This is a genomic window from Stenotrophomonas riyadhensis (assembly GCF_040256885.1).
Lineage (GTDB): Bacteria > Pseudomonadota > Gammaproteobacteria > Xanthomonadales > Xanthomonadaceae > Stenotrophomonas > Stenotrophomonas riyadhensis.
On record NZ_CP155568.1, the window covers coordinates 1,768,604 to 1,786,190 of the forward strand.

The window sequence follows — 17,587 nt, forward strand, 5'->3', positions numbered from 1 at the left end:
TCTCACGAAAGTTTTTCGAAGAGCTATCGAAGGCAAGTCTCGAAAAGGCGACCAGGCCGGGCGGCCTGATCTCCGAAGCAATCAAGGCGTCAGCGCCTCCGACCATGTCCGGGCCAGTGAATCTGCATGCCCAAGGCACGCCATCCGCGGTGGTGGGTCGTTCTGGAGCATCTCGTTGATGACCGCCATGGCATTGCGGTTTGCCCGCTCGATCGATTCGACGGCTCCCGCCGGGTCCCGCTGGGAAGCCATCAGGTCCAGCACGCATCCCTTCAGCAATTCGACTTCTCCGACAAGCCGAAAGATCAGCTGCTGCTCTGCAGTGAAGTTCACCCCTTCCATGTCGCCCTCCTTGCGGGCTGTTCGTGTGGAAACGCCAGCGTAGCGCAGGGAGGGCGACGCCCGTCGTCCGTGAGTTGTTGATGTCCATGGCGCACATGATGCGCCGCCGCAATGCCCCGAAAAACCTTGAAACACCTGTCTCCCCAAGGTGACCCATGACTTGCCGAACCTCCTCTTTGAACTGGCTGGACGTGCTCTACAACTCCGTGCGCAAGACGCCCGGCGGCGTGGCCGAGGCAGCTGCATACCTGGCCGACCGCCGCGGCAAGTCGATGCACCCGGAGACGCTGCGCGCGAAGCTGCGCGGCTTGGAGGGTGAGTCGCTGACGATCGAACACGCTGAGCTGCTGACCGAGTGGATGCAGGAGAAGGCAGGAGGCTGCGAGTACGCGCTGGAGTGGATGCAGGCGCTGGCCGGCCAGTTCGGCATGGCCGTCGACGCGGTTCCGCCGCCGCCGGAGGGTGGCTGGTCCGACGAGATCGGCGCCATCCAGACGAAGCTGCTGGAGATCACCTCGCGCGTTGGCCGTCTGTCGGGCACTGCCGTTGAGGCGATGCTGGACCGCCGGATCGATAGCGACGAAGCCGAGCTGATGGTGAGCGAGGTGCGGGCTCTGCGCACGATGGCGCACCGGTTGGAGCGGAACGTCGCTCGGGCGGCCGCGAAGGGGCGGAAGGGGAGGAACGACTGATGTCTAACCCCGGTCCAATTCGAGGCAGTTACGCGACAAACGAAGCGTTCTCTGTCCTCATCATCGAAAGCCTCTTCCTCGAGGCTACCCAATGAACACCCCTGCTCGTTTCACCGATGTCGAGACCAGCCACGCCGCCGCTACATACGTGGTAAGGAGCGGCCTGCAGGCCGCTCAGCAGGACCAGGCCGCCGGCGCGGTCGCTGCCCATCCTGGCATGACCAGCAACGAGCTGTCTCAGGCCACGAGCCTTGACCGCTACATGCTCGCCCGTCGCTTGCCGGAGCTGACGAAAGAGGGGCGCGTCTGGCGCGGCCCGAACAAGCCGTGCTCGGTCAGCGGCCGCACGGCGTGCACCTGGTGGCCCGTGGCCCCGGGTCAGAACCTGCAGCTGGCGGTATGAGATGAGCTTCGAAGCGTTCGCCTGGGCCGCACGTCAGAAGGTGACCAGCACCCAGAAGCTGGTGCTGCTGATGTTGGCCGAGCGCCACAACAAGGACACGGGGCATTGCCGACCGAGCCACGACAAGCTGGCTGAGGACTGCGGGCTTTCCCGACGTTCGGTGATTGATCAGATCCAGAAGCTAGCCGAGGCCGGTTACATCACGATCCTGGCGCGAGCCAACGGCAACGTGCGGCTCGCGAATCAGTACCTGCTCAACTTCCACTTTGGCGTGCAAGCCCAGCCGAAGGAGCCAGAGAATGACCCCTACTTGGTGGTGAAGGACGTTCACCACGGGGTGTTGAAGGACGTTCCTCCGGTGGTGAACGAGGTGCACCAGGGTAGTGCACCAGCTGCACACGAACCAGGAATAGAACCAGGAAAGGAACCTAAGAAGCAAAAGCGGCGCGCAAGCGCGTCTGCGGCCAGCGCTGCGCCGCTGGACTTCGCGGCTTGGCCGTCCGAACCGTCGCCGCAGGTTCTGGCCGACTGGCTTCACCACCGTCGGACCTGCCGCGCGTCGGTGACGCCGACGGTGCTGGCGACCTTCGGCCGCGAGCTGCATCGGGCAGCTGCCATGGGGTTCACCGTCGACGACTGCCTCAGCAAGTGCTGCACGCGCGGCTGGCGAGGCTTCGAGGCGGCTTGGCTTCAACGCGATCTGTCGACCACAACCCGCAACTCCGGAGCAACCCATGCAAGCCCTCAACACGGTTCTGCCGACCGCACCGAGCAGCTCGAACAGCAGTTCTACGCCCAACGCGGAGGCGGTGGCAGCGGTGGCGGCGCTGGGTGCGGGTCAGGCGATGTCGTCGATGCCGAGTTCGCTGTCGTCGGTTGAGTCGCTGACCGAGCAGCAGTCGACCTACCTGTGGGATTTCTGGAAGCAGATGACGGCCATGTTCCCGGGCAAGTGGGAGCGCGAGAACGGAGCGGCGCCGTTCAAGAAGGACGGGAGCCTGTCCATTGCCGCCGGCACGTGGTTCCAGGTGTTGAAGGGCCGCAGCCGGGCACAGCATGCGCGCGGCATGACCTGCTGCCTGACCGAGGGCAGGGAGTGGCCGCCGAACCCGCCGCGGTTCCTGACGATGTGCCTGGACATTCCGGTCATGGCGGCGGTGGAGCGGGAGATGGCGCCTGGCCGGCCGCAGAGCGGCTTCACCGTGCTGGTGCGATCACTGCTGGACCTGCATCTGTACGCCACTGCTGACCACGGATCGCAGCAGCGTCGGATGCTGGAGGAAGCCTATACGCGCGCTGTCCAGCACGTCGTGGAGGGCAAGCGAGTGCCGGAGCCGGTCCTGGCGATCGAGCAGGAGAAGCACGGCGTGCGGCCGGTGCGTGATCGTGAATCCGCCCGTGCCGCCATGGCGCGCGCTGCAGCTGACCTCGGTTTCGGTGAGAGCTGATGTGGTCTAAGGCACCGCCGCCGTCCAGGGAAGAAGCGGCTCGGATCGAACTGGCCAAGACCGGGCCGTGCATGGCCTGCCTGGCGCTGCAGATGCAGGAGCTGCTGGAGCCGGAGCTGGTGGTCTACGGCTGCGACTACAACCACGCCAAGAGCGGGAACGTGCGGCGCGGCCACATGGAGGGCTACGCCCTCTGCAAGTGGCACCACATGCGGCATCCGATGGAGGGCAACACCTTCGCAACGATGCGCCAGATCTACGGCCCGAGCTTGCTGGATGGCTCGCGGACCTTCCACGAGACGTACGGCTCCGACGATGAGCTGATTGCAAACCAGACGTACATCAACGAACTGAGGGTGGCATGAACAAATCGAACAACCTGGCGCCGAGGCTGAACCCTCAAGTCGCGCCACGCGAGCGGCGAATGGACCTCAACACCGTTTCCCGCCCCAAGCGCGCAAAGCCCGGAATCACGATCCGTGGCCCGGCCGAGACGGTGGAGGAGTTCGAGGCGCGGGGCGGCCAGGTGCAGCATCTTGCGGCTAGATGGGAGTAGGGGCTTTCAAATGCGCAGCTCTCCAGCCCAAGAGTCGTCAGCCCACGTCCTTGCCAACAGCTACCTTCGCCAATTTAGCGCGGATTCTCTCGGCATTCTTAGAGCCCTTTTCAAGCCGTTGGCGTGCTTTTTTCAAATTCTCAGGAGTGATCGTCGGCCCACGCAGGTTCCTAAGCATGCCTCTCAGAACATCCTGGTCAGATATCAAGATATTAATTTCGTGCCCGATTTCGCCCATCAAGTGAAGGCTCGCTCTGAACTGGTCAATTTCGGGGGAGCGATCAAACATATCCTCTCTGATCCGCTTTTGCCGAACCGAGACACTTTCATTCAAGCACTCCAGCGTCCTGGCACAGCTTGTCCTATGCCGCTCTATCGGTGCGAAAAGGGCAGTGTGCATTGCTCGTACAAGCTGTCGTTGAAGGGCATCTTCTTTAGCCGCGCGCTCTCGCTGGTCGTCGAGCTGGTAGCGTCTCTGACGCCAAGGGACATAAATGGCAAGGCAAATTGCAAGGATACTGCCTATTGCTTGGGTCCATGCTGCCAAGTCGATGGTTTTGGGTTGGGGGGCGCTTCCCCAAACGTAGAAAAGCCCCCACGAAGTGAGTACGCCAAAGCCAAATGCCATTGTCAAAACTACAAAAATATCTCTATCCATCCCCCGTGGGTCTCGCACCTTCGCCTCTCCTATAGGTCTAGGCGAATGATACGTTGGGGATTGCCCAAAAGGAGGTTGGTCCAGGCAAGTCTTCCACGCAAAGTTTCGGAGGGCTGGACACAACAGTGGGAGCCGAGCTATGCATCTTGACTGCGCACTGGAACTAATACTCCCTTGGCCGAGTAAGGAACTGTCGCCGAACGCCCGCGTCCACTTCCGGGTGAAGGCTCGCGCCACCAAGCATGCCCGGCAAACGGCGGTGGTGCTGGCTCATGATGCTGGGTGGCGCGCGCTGCAGTTGCCACCCGGCAAGCTGCACCTGTGGATCGACTGTTACCAGGCGCCGGGCAAGAAGCTGCCAGACGACGACAACATGACGGGCCGGTGCAAGCCGTACCGAGATGGCATCGCCCAGCTGCTAGGGATCGACGATGGGCGGTTCCAGGGGCATCTGTTCGTGCATGACGAACGGCGGCCTCGCGGTCAGGTGGTGGTACGGATTACGGGTGGGCCGGAAGCGGCCGGCCACTCAACGACAGGGGAAGGGGCATGAATCCACGTGAGGCGATGGGGCGGCTGGGGCCGACCACGGTGAAGTTCGACATCGGCCGGGGAGGCGGGAAGCCCGACCTGACGAACCAGGACATTGCTGCGGCGCTGGGCATGGTGCCGGCAGGGCTTGGCCGGGAGCTGCTGGAGGCATGTTGGTGGCCTGACGGCGCCGCGCTGCGCCGGCACAAGCTGCGGGACGCCGTCATTGCGCTGGTGACGCCGGAGCTGCAGCGGCAGCAGAGGCGCCTTGCGGAGGCCCGGACGGATGTCGGCCTGGCCGAGGTGTGTATCGGTTGGGGCGGCGCGGCGACGGCTGAGCAGCGGGCGAACCGTGATGCGGCCCAGCAGCGGCTGGGCCGGGTGAAGGCGCAGTGCTGGCCGATCAGCACCCTGGAGTCGCTGCCGACCCTGGCGGCGGCGGTGATCGGTGAGATCGCTAAGCGCCCGCATTGCTCGGCCTGTGAGGGCAGGGGCCAAGCGATGGCTGGGGAGCTGCTGGTGCCGTGCAAGGTGTGCGGCGGGTCCGGGCTCGGCCCGGTAAGCGATCGACGGCGGGCTGCTGCCATCGGCCGGGATGAAGCGGCCTACCGCCGGACATGGAAGCCTGTGTACGAGTGGCTTCTTGGGAGGATGGTCGAGGCGGAGCAAGATGCTGCCTGGCATATGCGAGGCGCGCTCAGCTCTGCGGCATAACCGGTGCTAAGCTCCGGCGAAACATCACACGGAGTGGATGATGATTCTGGAGTTCCAGACTGCGGCGCAGGCCGTGAAAGCGGGCGCCGATCTGTTGCGCGGGGTCCTTACCGCGGACAAGGCTCTGTCCGAGGCGGAGTGGAAGCTGAAACTGGCCGACGCAATCTCCCTGTTGGCCGATGCTCGGATGGCTATTGTCGATGCCGGCGACAAGGCTGCGGAGTTGAACCAGGAGATTGCGAGGTTGACCGAAGCTCTGAGCAATCGGACGAAGGTCGTTCGTTTTAGCGGCATGTATTACGAGAAGGGCGGTGATGGTGTGGCTCAGGGGGAGCCGTATTGTCCCCATTGCTTCGAGGCCGAGAACCGTCTCATCCACATCGTTCGAAACGTCGGGAAGATGGTGGTTCTGTGCCCAAGGTGCAAAACTGATTTCGATAAACGGATGGCTGCGGTTCTTCCTGATCGAACGTCCGTAGGTGCGGAGGTGACACCTCCGCAGGAAACAACGTAAATTCACTACCATCGCGCACGACCCGACCCCGGCCACCCAGCCGGGGTTTTTCATTTCAGGATCCGCCATGGCACAGATCACCCCCCAACAAGCTGGCGGCGTGAACGTCGTGGCCTTCCTCGACATGCTGGCGTGGTCCGAAGGTACGGATAACGGCAAGCAGGCCACCAAGGACCGCGGCTATGACGTGATCGTCGGCGGGCAGTTGTTCAAGAGCTACGCCGACCATCCGCGCGTGCTGGTGGATCTTCCAAAACTAAAGATCCAGTCCACTGCAGCCGGCCGCTACCAGCTGCTGCGCCGCTACTACGACGCGTACAAGAAGACGCTGGGCCTGAAGGACTTCACGCCCCTGAGCCAGGACCTGATCGCGCTGCAGCAAATCCGGGAGCGCCGCGCGCTGCCGATGATCCAGGCGGGCAAGATCCCGGAGGCCATCAAGGCGGTCAGCAACATCTGGGCGAGCCTGCCTGGCGCCGGCTACGGGCAGCACGAGCACACGCTGGCTGACCTGTTGGCCGTGTACCGGATGGCCGGCGGCATGGTGGCGCCATGATCGGGGTCGACGTGGACTGGCAGGCCATCGGTACGGCTGTTGGCGGCCTGATGGTCGGCGCCGGTGGCGTTGCGCTGTGGTGGCGCAAGCAGTTCGTAGCGACTGCCAGGGAGGGGGCCGAGGTCAATGTGATCCAGTTGATGCGCGAAGAAGTGACCCGGCTTGGCGAACGGGTTGGCCGGATGGAGAGGCGAGAGCTGCGCCTCATACGGCACATCTACCGGCTTGAAGGCCTGATGCGCGCTGCGGGGTTGGAGCCGCCGCCGTTTGACCCTGACAGCGACACGATCAAGGCAGGAGGTTCGGAGTGAACCGCATTGCCATCGCAGTTGCCACCTTCACCCTGTGGTCTGGTGCCATGTTTGGGGCCGGATGGGCTTGGCGTGGTGATCGGGCAGAGCGCACGGCAGCCACCCAGCGCGCCGCGGGCGCCGAGGCAGTGGCGAACCAGGTGAGCCAGAGCCGCGCTGTCGAACACCGCCAGGCCGACCGCCTGGCCACCATCGGAGCCAAGCATGAAGAAGACCGCACCGCGGCCACGGCCGTCCCTGCTGCTGTTGCTGCTGGCGTGCGCGATGGCAGCCTCCAGCTGCGCGACGACCTCGCCACCTGCAGCACCGCTCGCCTGTCCCAAGCCGTCGCCGGCGCCGTCGAACGTGACCAGGCAGCCCAACTACGAGCAGAGGTCGCGGGCGCTCTTGTTCAAATCGGACGCGACGCCGATGACCACCTCCGTGCCTGCCAGGAAGTGATCGCCGCTGATCGGTCTCACTAGCACATCTGTCCGTGGCGTCAATGGTCGGACGGCATGTGCTGTCTCCGTGCTTCGACCATTGACCCGGATTTCCCCAACGGCACAGTTCGTCGGCGAGGCACACCGTCTCCAGCGCGGCCTAGGTTCGCTACCGAACGTCTGTCGTCCTGCCCGATAGGCTGGTCGCGCTTCCTCTGCAGGCAGGTCCACAAGGAGCAGGTAATGAACATCGACTCTGTTCAGGACATGGTGATGCTGGCTGGCGGTCAGCCAATGACCGACAGCAGGCGAATTGCCAAGTATTTCGGCAAGCAGCACAAGAACGTTCTGCGCTCTGTAGCGCAGGCAGTCCAGGACGCACCCGATAGATCTGCAAAGCTCAATTTTGAGCTTTGCCATGAAATCAGTGACTTACAGAACGGAAAGCCGCAGCCGTATTACCTGATGACCAAGGATGGCTTCATGGCCGTGGCATTGGCCTTCACCGGTAAGAAGGCTGCGGAGATTCGCTGGGCGTTCATTCGTGCCTTCAACCGGATGGCCGGGTTCATCCGCACCCAGGCATCGGGTGCGATGGAGCGCTGGAACGTGGCGTATGTGGAATACCGCCAAGAGCGGGAGCACGTCTCCAACTGCGCCAAGGACATGAACCGCTGGAAGCGCCGGAAGGTTGAGCACCAGCAGCGGCTGCAGCGGCTCGACCCGCAGCTGAGCCTTACGTTCGGTGGTGGTTAATGCCGCGCCGTGCACCCAAGCACAACGCCATGCCCAGGCAGGCTGTCGTGCACGTGCCGGCCGCAGCAGTGAGGCAGACCACGGCTGAACGCGGCTATGGCAGCCGATGGCAGCGCGCCCGCGCCACTTTCCTGCTCAGGCACCCGCTATGCGCTGAGTGCCAGCGTTCCGGTCACGTCACCGTCGCGACGGTGGTCGACCACATCACCCCGCACAAGGGCAGCCAGGCGCTGTTCTGGGACACCGACAACTGGCAGCCCCTCTGCAAGCCCTGCCATGACCGCAAGACCGCGACCGAGGATGGCGGGTTCGGCAACTGGCACCGAGGTGCGAAGGCGACCCCGAAACGCGCGCGTGGACGCGAATGAATCGCAACAACCGCAGGCAGGGTGGGGGAGGGTCAAAAGTTGGGGCGGTTCGCCTCCCTGACCGTGCGCCCAGACGTTTTTTTGCACCGTCAGTTGAGAAAAACCATTTTTTCGCGGCCAAGTCGCCGCTCCTGGACTACCCATGGCGAATCCGCGCAAACCGACATCGCTGAAAGTGGTGGCCGGCACGGATCGCCCCGACCGCGCGCCGCCGGCGCCAGCCGCTGACCTCCCGTTGGTTTCGGACGTGCCGCCGGCACCGGACTGGCTTCCGAACGCCCATGCCATCAAGGAGTGGGACCGGCTGGCGCCGATCCTCCACGCGAACAAGCTGCTCACCGAGGCCGGGCTTTCAGCGTTCGGACAGCTGTGCGCTCTGCACGGCAACACCGTGCAGCTGTATGCCGCCGGCTTGGCGCCCGTGGCCTCGATGGTCTCCCAGCTGCGCGGGCTGATGAATGACTTCGGCCTGACGCCGGTTGCCCAAGGCAAGGTTAAGCCGGCGGGGGAGGTCGAGAAGTCGGGGAACGCGTTCGCCAGCAATGGTGCGAAGCGGAAGCCCCGTGCGTGATTACGTCGGCATCGCCACGGCCTATGCAGAAGAGGCCGTAGCAGACAAGAAGGGCCGGAAGTTCGGGAAGTGGGTGCGCCTGGCCGCGAAGCGGTTCCTTGCGGACCTGAAGCGCGCAAAGCGGAAGCGCCCACCTTTCCTGTTCGACGAGTGGCATGCCTGCGACCCGTGCGACTTCATCGAGAAGCTTCCGCACGTTGAAGGCAAGTGGGCACGACCGGAGATTGAGCTGCACCGGTCCCACGTGTTCTTCGTCGTGCAGCTGTTCGGGTTCCGCAACCTGGACGGCAGCAGACGTTTCACCTCGGCTCTGTTCGCGGTGGCGCGCAAGAACGCCAAGTCGACTCTGGCGGCGGCGATCCTGCTGTACTGCCAGTGCTGCGAGGAAGAAGAGGGAGCCCAGATCATCTCGGCGGCGACCACTGGCCGCCAGGCACGCATCATCTTCAACGTCGCGAAGCGGATGACGGAGAAGACGCCGGATCTGCAGGAGGCGTTCGGCTTGGCCTGCTGGGCCAACTCGATCAGCAGAGTGGAGACCGGGGCCAGCTTCAAGCCGATCAACGCCAAGGCCAGCACGCAGGACGGCCTGAATCCTTCCCATGTGGGGCTGGACGAGATCCACGCCCACAAGTCGGCGGACCTGCTGAACGTGCTGACTTCGGCGGCCGGCGCACGCAGCAACCCGCTGTGGCTCTACACCACGACCGAGGGATACACCAACCCTGGTCCATGGGGAGAGATTCGACAGTTCGCCAAGCAGGTGCTGCAGGGCATCTTGGGCGATTCGGCGGACCACTTCCTGGTGGTGTTCTACGCGGTCGACGAGGACGACGACGAGTTCGACGAGTCGGCGTGGCCCAAGGCCAACCCTCTGATGGACGCCAACCCGCACTTGCTGAAGGCAATCCGCAAGGAGGCTGTCGAAGCGCGGCAGATGCCATCGAAGCTGGCCGAATTCAAGATCAAGCGGCTTAACCGCCCGGCGTCCTCTGCAACGGGCTGGGTCGACCTGACGAAGTGGCAGAAGGGTGGGGGCGAGGTCGACCTGGACTGGCTCGCCGGCCATCCCTGCTGGGCGGGCTTGGACCTCGCGAGCAACCTGGACCTTACCTCCTGGCGCCTGGTGTGGAAGGTGGACGAGATCTACTACACCTGGGGCCGCCGGTTCGTTCCAGAGGATGCAGTTCGCGCTCGAACAGAGCGCGGGGTTGTTCCCTACGCGGGCTGGGTTGCGGCCGGGCTGATCGAGGTGACCGAGGGCGAAGTCACCGACTACCAGGTGGTAGAGGCGCGCATGAGGGAGGACATCGCCAGGTTCAATCCCCTGGTGATCGGCTTCGATAAGTGGAACGCCCAAGAGATCACCCAACGGCTGCTGGCAGAGGGTCATCCGCTGATCGAGTTCGGCCAGACCACGAAGAACTATCACCCGGCGATGCAGGAACTTGAGCGCGCCTACATCAGCAGGAAGATCCGGCACGGAAACGACCCGGTTCTGAACTGGTGCGCATCGAACCTCATTGCCGTGAAGGACGGAAACCTGAACATGAAGCCTGACAAGAAGCGATCGCCGGACAAGATCGACGACATGTCGACCTTGTTGATGGCCATCGGGCTGAGCATGCCGGCGGCCTCCCAGGGTGACGATGCCGGTGATTTCATTGCCAGTCCGGTGATCGGATGAAGGCCGCGGCGAAGAAGCCAGGGCGGCTTCGCGCTGCGGCGCTCAAGTGGCTTGGGGTTCCCATCCATCTGACTGATGGCGACTTCTGGGCGGACTACTTCGGCTCGAACTCGGCGGCGGGTGTGCCGGTGAACCATGAGACCGTGCTGAAGTTGTCTGCGGTCTGGTCCTGCGTGCGCCTGATCTCGGAGACCATCTCCACGCTGCCCCTTTCGATGTACGAAAAGACGAGCACAGGCAAGCGCGTGGCGAGCCACCATCCGCTTCAGTTCATCCTGCACGATCAGCCTAACTCCGACACCACGGCAGCCGTGCATTGGGAAGCGAGCGTTGCGGCGATGCTGCTACGTGGCAATGCGCGCTGCGAGAAGCTGATGATTGGAGGCCGCGTGGTTGGCCTGCAGTTCCTTCACCCGGACAGGCTGACCTCGTTCCGCCGCGATGGGGTGAAGGTCTGGCGGTACATGGATGAGAACGGGCTGCAGCGGGAGATACCAAACGACCGCGTCTGGAACATCCCAGGTTTCTCCTTGGATGGGAAAGAGGGCGTCTCTGTCATCGGATACGGCGCCGAGGTGTTCGGCGCCGCCATCGGCGCTGACATGGCAGCAAGCTCAACGTTCTCCAAGGGACTGATGCCGACCACGGCTATTTCCTACCCCAGCACGCTTAAGCCTGACCAGCGCAAAGAAGCGCGGGAAACGCTGGAAACACTGAGCGGAGCAGTGAATGCGGGGCGACCGGTCATCCTGGAAGCAGGTTCTGAAATCAAGACGATCGGCATCAACCCGGCCGACGCCCAGCTGCTTGAGTCGCGCGCGTTCTCGGTGGAGGAAATCTGTCGGTGGTTCCGTGTTCCTCCGTTCATGGTCGGCCACGCCGAGAAGTCGACCAGCTGGGGGACCGGGATCGAGCAGCAGATGATCGGCTTCCTGACGTTCACCCTCGGCCCCTGGCTCCGTCGAATCGAGCAGGCGATCAGCAAGGATCTTCTGACACCTGCCGAGCGCACCAAGTTCTACCCGAAGTTCGCCGTTGAGGGCCTTCTTCGCGCCGACAGCGCGGGTCGCGCTGCCTTCTACGCAGCCATGGTCAACAACGGAATTCTGACCCGCGACGAAGTTCGTGAGCTGGAAGACCGCGAGCCGATGGGGGGCAACGCCGCGGTGCTGACGGTGCAGACCGCTCTTGCTCCGCTGGACAAGCTTGGCCAGGCCGAAGACGGCAATGCCGCTCGCGCCTCGATGCGCGCATTTCTTGGCGTTCCCGACGCCGCCATCAAGGAGTAATCGATGACCATCCGTGCAACCCCGGGCGTTCCGAGCGGACGGCCGCAGATGGATGTGCGCAGTTACATCGCGCCGTCGGCGTTTGATCGCTGGGATTCCAGCATCCGCGCTGCGGCTGAGGATCAGGGAGACCGCACGATCGGCATCTACGACGTGATCGGTGAGGACTGGTGGACCGGCGGCGGCTTCACTGCGAAGCGTATGTCTGCGGCGCTGCGCTCGCTGGGCAAGGGGCCGGTCACCGTTGCCATCAACTCTCCCGGCGGCGACATGTTCGAAGGCCTGGCCATGTACTCGATGCTTCGCGAGCACCCGGGCGAGGTCACGGTGAAGGTGATGGGTATTGCGGCCTCTGCCGCTTCCATCATCGCGATGGCCGGCGACCACGTGCAGATTGCACGGGCGGGCTTCCTGATGATCCACAACTGCTGGCTCCTGGCCGCAGGCAATCGCCACGAGCTGCGCGAGATTGCTGATCAGCTGGAGCCATTCGACCAGGCCATGGCCGACGTGTATGCGGCCAGGACCGGCGAAGACCTCAAGGCCATGCAGAAGCTCATGGATCGCGAGTCCTACATCGGCGGCAGCGCCGCCGTTTCCCAGGGCTTCGCCGATTCGCTGCTCGACTCCGACGAAATCGGCAAGGCAGATGACAGCAAGAACGCCTCAGCGGTGCGTCGTATGGAGGCCGCTCTGCGGGCCTCTGGCATGCCGAAGTCCGAGGCCATGCGTCTGATCAGCCAGTTCAAGTCCAGTGCGGGTGATCCCGCTGGCAGCGGTGAGGGCGATCCCACCGATCCTGGGGCGCCGTCGGTGCCGCAGACCAAAGCAAATGCGGCACTTGCCGCCTCCCTCACCAACCACCTCTGAAGGAAATCCACATGGCTCAGATCGACGAAGACATCAAGAGCATCAACTCCAGCCTGGAGAAGGTGAACGAGCAGCTCAAGAAGCATGCGGAGCAGGCGAAGGCCGATATCAGCGCGCATGCGCAGCTGTCCGAAGAAACCAAGGCCAAGGTCGACCAGCTGCTGGTCACCCAGGGCGAGCTGCAGGCCAATCTGCAGGCTGCCCAGCAGGTCATCGCCAAGCTGGAGCAGGGTGGCGGCTCCCCGGCCAAGGCCCTGACCATCGGCGAAGTGGTTGCCGCGTCCGATGCCTGCAAGAACTTCAACCCGGGTATGCAGGGCAGTTTCACGGTCAAGGCGGCTATCACCCGCGAAGACGCCTCGGCCGGCACCCTGATCCAGCCGCAGCGCGTTCCCGGCGTGGTTGCAACGCCGAACCAGCGCCTTTTCATCCGCGATCTTCTGACTTGGGGGCCTACCTCCTCGGACAGCATCGAGTACGTGCGCGAGACCGGCTTCACCAACAACGCGGACGTGGTGGCGGAGAACCCGACCAATCCGAAGCCGGAGTCTGATCTGGCGTTCGAGCTGGACTCGGCCAAGATCGCCACCATCGCCCACTGGATCCGCGCGTCCAAGCAGGTTCTGCGTGATGCCAGCATGCTGCAGGCCTACATCAATGGCCGCCTGATGTACGGCCTGAAGCTGAAGGAAGAAGCGCAGCTGCTGAAGGGTTCGGGCGTCGGCCTGAATATCAATGGCCTCTACACCCAGGCCACGACCTATGTGAACCCGGGTGTGACCGTGCAGAACGAGACGGCCATCGACCGTCTGCGCATTGCCATGCTGCAGGTGACCCTGGCCGAGTACGAAGCCGATGGCATCGTGCTGAACCCCATCGACTGGACCACCATCGAGCTGTCGAAGACCACCGAGAACGCCTACCTGTTCGCCACGCCGCGTGGCCTGGCTGTCCCGGGTCTGTGGGCGCGCCCGGTCGTGGCAACCAAGGCCATGGACCAGGGCGACTTCCTGACCGGTGCCTTCAAGATGGGTGCCCAGGGGTGGGACCGCGAGCAGGCGAACATCACGGTCTCCAACCAGGACCGCGACAACTTCGTCAAGAACATGGTCACCATCCTCTGCGAAGAGGATGTGGGCCTGACCGTGTTCCGCCCCGAGGCCTTCGTGAAGGGTGGCTTCGACGGTCTGCCGGTCACCGACGGCGCTGGCGCCGGCGGCTGACAACACATGGCGCCCGGCACAGCCGGGCGCTGCACCTGACGAAGGAACCAGATAATGGCCAAGGTCATTGCGCTCACCTCGTTCGAACACCACGGAAGCCGTAGCCGGGGCGCGGAGTTCGATGTATCCAACCAACACGCGGACTTGCTGGTCAAGCGTGGCCTCGTGAAGCTGGCTGGCGAGGCGGCGGTCACCGGCGCTGGCCCAGCTGCTCCGACTGGAGCGGCCGACGCTGGCGCTCAGCTTGTCCGTCAGAAGGCTTCCGACGCGATCGCGGCGATCGCTGCGGTGACCGACCTCGCATTGCTGGACGCTGCGCTGAAGGCGGAAACTGCCAAGGGCGAGAAAGCCCGCGCCACGGTGATCGAGGCAATCGAAACCGCTATCAAGGCGGCGACGCCCGACCAGGCCTGAGCCATGCAGCTGATCACCATCGAGCAGGCCCGGCAGCACTGCCGGGCCGATAGCGCCGACGATGCCATGCTGGAGCTATACGGTGGCGCCGCCGAGGAGGCGGCGCAGGAATTCATGAACCGGAAAGTGTTCCCTGACGCCGCCAGCATGGCCGCCGCTGTGCTGGCCGGAACCGCAGGGTGCGACCCGATGGTGGTGACCGACGCCGTACGCGCGGCGGTCCTGCTGATGCTGGGCCACCTCTACATGACCCGCGAGGACGTGCAGTCCAGCTCAGGTGCCACGGTGAAGATCCCAATGGGTGCGCACAGCCTGCTGTGGCCGCACCGGGTCGGGCTCGGCGTCTGACGTGGCGTGCTCTGGCTGCGCGCGCCGGCGTGCCTGGCTCATGAAATGGATGCGAGAAGCGAATGAACGAGCAAAGCGAATTGCTGGCCTCCCTGCGAGCCCAGACCGAGGCGACGCACCAGCTGGTGGCGGCGCTGAAGGAAAAGACCAAGGCCGACCAGGAGAACGCCAAGGCGATTAACCGACTGGTGGACTACCTCTGCGACAGCGAAGGCGGCGAGGCGGAGCCGGCTGGATCCGGTAACTACCTGAGCGGGAAGCCGCGATGATCGCCGCCGGCCGTCTGCGCCACCGGGTGCAGCTGCAGCGTCAGGTCTACGGGCAGTCGCCTGCGACCGGCGCGCAGACCGTCAGCTGGGAGCCGCTGGCCGATGTGTGGGCCGAAGTGGCGCCGCTGTCGGCCCGCGAGTTCGTGGCAGCCAAGGCGGTGGACAGCGAGGTCACTTTGCGGGTGACCATCCGCCAGCGCGATGACGTGACCGACAAGTGCCGGGTGCTGTTCCGCGGCAAGATCCTGAACATCCATGGTGTGCTGCCCGACCCGGTGAGCGGCCTGGAATACCTGACGCTTCCATGTAGCGAGGGTGTCAACGATGGCTGATGGCATCCGTTTCGATGTGAGCGGCCTGGACGGCATCCGCAACAAGATGGCGCAGGTGAAGCGCGAGGTGAACTACAAGGGTGGCCGGGCCGCGCTGCGCCGGGCGGCCAACGTGCTGCGCGACCAAGCGCAGAGCAACGCCCGCCGGGTGGACGACCACGAAACCGAGACCGCCATCTGGAAGAACGTCGCGGTGCGCTGGAATGGCCGCGCGTTCAAGCAGGACGGCGTTCTTGCGTTCCGTGTCGGCGTTCTGGGCGGCGCACAGGCTGGGCGCGCCGCTCAGCAGGGAACGAGCAACCCCGGCGGCATCACCTGGTACTGGCGCCTGCTGGAGTTCGGCACCTCGAAGATGGCTGCGCAGCCGATCTTCAGGCCGGTGCCGGATCAGGCCGGCCAGAAGGCCGTAGACGTGTTCGCGCGGAGCTTCAATCAGGCGCTGGACCGCGTGCTGGCTAAGCAGGGGGCGGCATGATCCCCCCCATCTTCCCGCTGTGCATCGCCTCCACACCGGTGCGGTTGGCATTTGGCGAGGCACCGACCCGTGTCTACCCGTTCGGCCTGATCGAAAAGCCGCCTGCGCTGCCCTATGCGGTGTGGCAGACGGTCGGCGGTAGCCCCGAGAACTACTTGGCCCATCGCCCTGACGTGGACGCGCTGACCACGCAGGTCGACGTGTATGCGAAGGACGAAGAATCACTGGTCCAGGGCGCCACGGCCCTGCGCGATGCCTTCGAACCTCGCGGGTACATCACCCGCTGGGGCAGCCAGGTGCTTGACCCCGAAACAAAGCTGTTGCGCCTGTCATTCGATGTGGACTGGCTGGTCCCTCGGTAACGCCCGCTACATCCCCACCCACGCCCCGCACTGCGGGGCTTTTTATTGCCCGCAGGAGAAACGATGAGCATCCTGACCCAAGGAACCCAGCTGTACGGCCTGATCAACGGCACTGTCCGTGAGATCGAGTGCATCACGGCCTTCAACCCCGGCACCGCGCCGGCGGACCAGATCGACGACACCTGCCTGTCCGAGACCAACACGCGCACCTACAAGAAGGGCCTGCGCACGCCTGGCCAGGCGTCGGTGACCATCAACGCCGATCCGAAGAACGAGAGCCACTACCTGTTCTGGCAGCTGGCCGAGCAGGTGGACGGTGGCGATCCGATCCAGTGGGCCATTGGCTGGTCCGACGGTGTGGACATCGAACCAACCGTGCAGCAGGTTGGCAGCATCTCGAGCATCGAAGTGACCAACGGCGGCACCGGCTACACCAGCGCGCCGACCGTGGCCATCACCGGTGGTGGTGGCAGTGGAGCCACGGCTACTGCGATCGTCGATTCCGGCTCGGTGATCGGCGTCAACATCACCAGTCCAGGCACCGGCTACACCAGCGCGCCGACTGTCGCTTTCACCGGCGGCGCTGGCACCGGCGCCGCTGCGACTGCCGAGCGCTCGACCGTCGCCGAGCTGGTGCTGCCGAACACCCGCACCTGGTACACCTTCCAGGCCTACGTGAGCGACTTCCCGTTCGATTTCCAGGGCAATGCCGTGGTCACCACTGCGGCGACCATGCAGCGCAGCGGCTCCGGCGTCTGGCTGCGTAAGGCGCAGACCCTGTGAGCCGCGCCGCCAAGAAGACAGCCACCGCGCGTGCAGTGAGCCTGAGCGTGGCCGGCCTGCAGAAAGCAGGTGCGTTCACTGGCCGGCCAGTGGAGAAGGAGATCCGCTGGAAGCAGGGCGACGAGGAACTGACCGCCACCGTGTATGTGCGGCCGCTGGGTTTCCAGGCGGCGGTGTCCGACGTGCTGTCGGCCACGAACAAGCACGATGGTGTGGCCGGCCGCATCGCGGCCAGCATCTGCGACCAGGACGGCAAGGCGGTGTTCACCGTTGCTGATATCACCGGCGAGGCCGATCCGGAGCGCGGCGCCTTGGACGGCAACCTGTCGGTGGCGCTGCTGATGGCCATCGGTGAGGTGAACAACCTGGGAAAAGCTACGAGCTGACCCCGGAAGATGAGCTGTGGTGCGAGCTGGTCCTGAACGGGATTGGCGGCCGCAGCATCGCTGAGGCAATGGAGTGCCTCAGCATCCGGGAATTCCAGCTCTGGAGCGTGTTCCGCGCCAGGCGTGGAAGTCTGAACCTCGGTAGCCGGATCGACGAGGCAGCAGGGATGCTGGCGGCTCTGTTCGTCAATTCGAATACCAAGCCAGGCTCCGCCCCATTCAAGCGCACTGACTTCATGCCCTATGCCGACCCAGCGCCCATCAGTCTCGAAGAGGCGATGAAGCAGTGGTAGGCGCGCCGTAGGGC

At 64.3% G+C, this 17,587-nt stretch carries 30 protein-coding genes; 28 read left to right on the forward strand and 2 right to left on the reverse strand.

Translation table 11 applies throughout. The features are described from left to right. Positions 1-81: 81 nt before the first annotated feature. Positions 82-342, reverse strand: a complete 261-nt coding sequence (locus SriyCCGPB3_RS08385; RefSeq protein ID WP_350260088.1) for a hypothetical protein — start codon at positions 340-342, stop codon at positions 82-84. A 176-nt stretch (positions 343-518) separates the two neighbouring features. Between SriyCCGPB3_RS08385 and SriyCCGPB3_RS08390 the strand changes: the two genes are divergently transcribed. From SriyCCGPB3_RS08390 to SriyCCGPB3_RS08415, 6 genes are all read left to right on the forward strand, one after another. Further along, positions 519-1,034, forward strand: a complete 516-nt coding sequence (locus SriyCCGPB3_RS08390; protein ID WP_350260089.1) for a phage regulatory CII family protein — start codon at positions 519-521, stop codon at positions 1,032-1,034. 91 nt (positions 1,035-1,125) lie between these two features. Next, positions 1,126-1,437 carry a winged helix-turn-helix domain-containing protein gene (locus SriyCCGPB3_RS08395; protein WP_350260090.1) on the forward strand — a complete coding sequence of 104 codons (312 nt, stop codon included), beginning with the start codon at positions 1,126-1,128 and terminating at the stop codon, positions 1,435-1,437. A gap of 1 nt (position 1,438) precedes the next feature. Continuing rightward, a complete protein-coding gene (locus SriyCCGPB3_RS08400; RefSeq protein WP_350260091.1) occupies positions 1,439-2,317 on the forward strand; it encodes a helix-turn-helix domain-containing protein in 879 nt (292 codons plus the stop codon). Further along, positions 2,256-2,885, forward strand: coding sequence for a hypothetical protein (locus SriyCCGPB3_RS08405; protein WP_350260092.1), 630 nt, complete (start codon positions 2,256-2,258; stop codon positions 2,883-2,885). Before SriyCCGPB3_RS08400 ends, SriyCCGPB3_RS08405 begins: the two co-directional genes overlap by 62 nt. Then, on the forward strand, positions 2,885-3,250 hold the full coding sequence (locus SriyCCGPB3_RS08410; RefSeq protein WP_350260093.1) for a Ref family recombination enhancement nuclease: 366 nt from the start codon (positions 2,885-2,887) through the stop codon (positions 3,248-3,250). The genes SriyCCGPB3_RS08405 and SriyCCGPB3_RS08410 overlap by 1 nt, the downstream gene beginning before the upstream one ends. Further along, positions 3,247-3,441, forward strand: a complete 195-nt coding sequence (locus SriyCCGPB3_RS08415; RefSeq protein ID WP_350260094.1) for a hypothetical protein — start codon at positions 3,247-3,249, stop codon at positions 3,439-3,441. Before SriyCCGPB3_RS08410 ends, SriyCCGPB3_RS08415 begins: the two co-directional genes overlap by 4 nt. A 37-nt stretch (positions 3,442-3,478) precedes the next feature. Here the strand turns inward: SriyCCGPB3_RS08415 and SriyCCGPB3_RS08420 are convergent, their stop codons facing one another. Continuing rightward, entirely contained in the window at positions 3,479-4,099 is a 621-nt protein-coding gene (locus tag SriyCCGPB3_RS08420) for a hypothetical protein (RefSeq protein WP_350260095.1), read from the reverse strand. A gap of 139 nt (positions 4,100-4,238) precedes the next feature. On the opposite strand from SriyCCGPB3_RS08420, the gene SriyCCGPB3_RS08425 reads away from it, so the two are divergent. From SriyCCGPB3_RS08425 to SriyCCGPB3_RS08530, 22 genes are all read left to right on the forward strand, one after another. Further along, complete coding sequence (locus tag SriyCCGPB3_RS08425) at positions 4,239-4,652, forward strand: hypothetical protein (protein WP_350260096.1); 414 nt, start codon at positions 4,239-4,241, stop codon at positions 4,650-4,652. After that, on the forward strand, positions 4,649-5,344 hold the full coding sequence (locus SriyCCGPB3_RS08430) for a hypothetical protein (protein ID WP_350260097.1): 696 nt from the start codon (positions 4,649-4,651) through the stop codon (positions 5,342-5,344). The genes SriyCCGPB3_RS08425 and SriyCCGPB3_RS08430 overlap by 4 nt, the downstream gene beginning before the upstream one ends. A 40-nt stretch (positions 5,345-5,384) precedes the next feature. Further along, a complete protein-coding gene (locus SriyCCGPB3_RS08435) occupies positions 5,385-5,858 on the forward strand; it encodes a hypothetical protein (RefSeq protein WP_197638863.1) in 474 nt (157 codons plus the stop codon). 67 nt (positions 5,859-5,925) lie between these two features. After that, a complete protein-coding gene (locus tag SriyCCGPB3_RS08440; protein ID WP_180836766.1) occupies positions 5,926-6,414 on the forward strand; it encodes a glycoside hydrolase family 24 protein in 489 nt (162 codons plus the stop codon). After that, entirely contained in the window at positions 6,411-6,725 is a 315-nt protein-coding gene (locus tag SriyCCGPB3_RS08445) for a hypothetical protein (protein WP_350260098.1), read from the forward strand. Before SriyCCGPB3_RS08440 ends, SriyCCGPB3_RS08445 begins: the two co-directional genes overlap by 4 nt. Continuing rightward, positions 6,722-7,189, forward strand: a complete 468-nt coding sequence (locus SriyCCGPB3_RS08450) for a hypothetical protein (protein ID WP_350260099.1) — start codon at positions 6,722-6,724, stop codon at positions 7,187-7,189. The genes SriyCCGPB3_RS08445 and SriyCCGPB3_RS08450 overlap by 4 nt, the downstream gene beginning before the upstream one ends. Before the next feature lie 201 nt (positions 7,190-7,390). Beyond that, positions 7,391-7,903, forward strand: a complete 513-nt coding sequence (locus tag SriyCCGPB3_RS08455) for a Rha family transcriptional regulator (protein ID WP_350260100.1) — start codon at positions 7,391-7,393, stop codon at positions 7,901-7,903. A gap of 29 nt (positions 7,904-7,932) precedes the next feature. Continuing rightward, a complete protein-coding gene (locus SriyCCGPB3_RS08460) occupies positions 7,933-8,271 on the forward strand; it encodes an HNH endonuclease (RefSeq protein WP_350260101.1) in 339 nt (112 codons plus the stop codon). 142 nt (positions 8,272-8,413) lie between these two features. Then, positions 8,414-8,842 (forward strand): hypothetical protein, encoded by a 429-nt coding sequence (locus tag SriyCCGPB3_RS08465; RefSeq protein ID WP_350260102.1) that lies wholly within the window; start codon positions 8,414-8,416, stop codon positions 8,840-8,842. Further along, on the forward strand, positions 8,835-10,529 hold the full coding sequence (locus SriyCCGPB3_RS08470) for a terminase large subunit (RefSeq protein ID WP_350260103.1): 1,695 nt from the start codon (positions 8,835-8,837) through the stop codon (positions 10,527-10,529). The genes SriyCCGPB3_RS08465 and SriyCCGPB3_RS08470 overlap by 8 nt, the downstream gene beginning before the upstream one ends. After that, positions 10,526-11,818: a phage portal protein gene (locus SriyCCGPB3_RS08475; RefSeq protein ID WP_350260104.1), complete on the forward strand. Its 1,293-nt coding sequence runs from the start codon at positions 10,526-10,528 to the stop codon at positions 11,816-11,818. The genes SriyCCGPB3_RS08470 and SriyCCGPB3_RS08475 overlap by 4 nt, the downstream gene beginning before the upstream one ends. A 3-nt stretch (positions 11,819-11,821) precedes the next feature. Further along, on the forward strand, positions 11,822-12,688 hold the full coding sequence (locus tag SriyCCGPB3_RS08480) for a head maturation protease, ClpP-related (protein ID WP_350260105.1): 867 nt from the start codon (positions 11,822-11,824) through the stop codon (positions 12,686-12,688). Positions 12,689-12,699: 11 nt separating this feature from the next. Beyond that, positions 12,700-13,911, forward strand: a complete 1,212-nt coding sequence (locus SriyCCGPB3_RS08485; protein ID WP_350260106.1) for a phage major capsid protein — start codon at positions 12,700-12,702, stop codon at positions 13,909-13,911. Between the two features lie 54 nt (positions 13,912-13,965). Then, positions 13,966-14,325: a hypothetical protein gene (locus tag SriyCCGPB3_RS08490; RefSeq protein WP_350260107.1), complete on the forward strand. Its 360-nt coding sequence runs from the start codon at positions 13,966-13,968 to the stop codon at positions 14,323-14,325. A gap of 3 nt (positions 14,326-14,328) precedes the next feature. Further along, positions 14,329-14,673 (forward strand): head-tail connector protein, encoded by a 345-nt coding sequence (locus tag SriyCCGPB3_RS08495; RefSeq protein WP_180836778.1) that lies wholly within the window; start codon positions 14,329-14,331, stop codon positions 14,671-14,673. Between the two features lie 62 nt (positions 14,674-14,735). Further along, positions 14,736-14,942, forward strand: a complete 207-nt coding sequence (locus SriyCCGPB3_RS08500; protein ID WP_350260108.1) for a hypothetical protein — start codon at positions 14,736-14,738, stop codon at positions 14,940-14,942. Further along, positions 14,939-15,274 carry a phage head closure protein gene (locus SriyCCGPB3_RS08505; RefSeq protein WP_350260109.1) on the forward strand — a complete coding sequence of 112 codons (336 nt, stop codon included), beginning with the start codon at positions 14,939-14,941 and terminating at the stop codon, positions 15,272-15,274. Before SriyCCGPB3_RS08500 ends, SriyCCGPB3_RS08505 begins: the two co-directional genes overlap by 4 nt. Next, positions 15,267-15,749, forward strand: coding sequence for an HK97-gp10 family putative phage morphogenesis protein (locus SriyCCGPB3_RS08510; protein WP_164088775.1), 483 nt, complete (start codon positions 15,267-15,269; stop codon positions 15,747-15,749). Before SriyCCGPB3_RS08505 ends, SriyCCGPB3_RS08510 begins: the two co-directional genes overlap by 8 nt. Further along, positions 15,746-16,111 (forward strand): tail completion protein gp17, encoded by a 366-nt coding sequence (gene gp17 / locus SriyCCGPB3_RS08515; protein WP_350260110.1) that lies wholly within the window; start codon positions 15,746-15,748, stop codon positions 16,109-16,111. The genes SriyCCGPB3_RS08510 and gp17 overlap by 4 nt, the downstream gene beginning before the upstream one ends. Positions 16,112-16,174: 63 nt before the next feature. Then, on the forward strand, positions 16,175-16,894 hold the full coding sequence (locus tag SriyCCGPB3_RS08520; protein WP_350260111.1) for a phage tail tube protein: 720 nt from the start codon (positions 16,175-16,177) through the stop codon (positions 16,892-16,894). Then, positions 16,891-17,280, forward strand: a complete 390-nt coding sequence (locus SriyCCGPB3_RS08525; RefSeq protein WP_219626516.1) for a phage tail assembly chaperone family protein, TAC — start codon at positions 16,891-16,893, stop codon at positions 17,278-17,280. Before SriyCCGPB3_RS08520 ends, SriyCCGPB3_RS08525 begins: the two co-directional genes overlap by 4 nt. A 68-nt stretch (positions 17,281-17,348) precedes the next feature. Beyond that, entirely contained in the window at positions 17,349-17,573 is a 225-nt protein-coding gene (locus SriyCCGPB3_RS08530; RefSeq protein ID WP_350260112.1) for a phage tail assembly protein T, read from the forward strand. Positions 17,574-17,587: the final 14 nt, after the last annotated feature.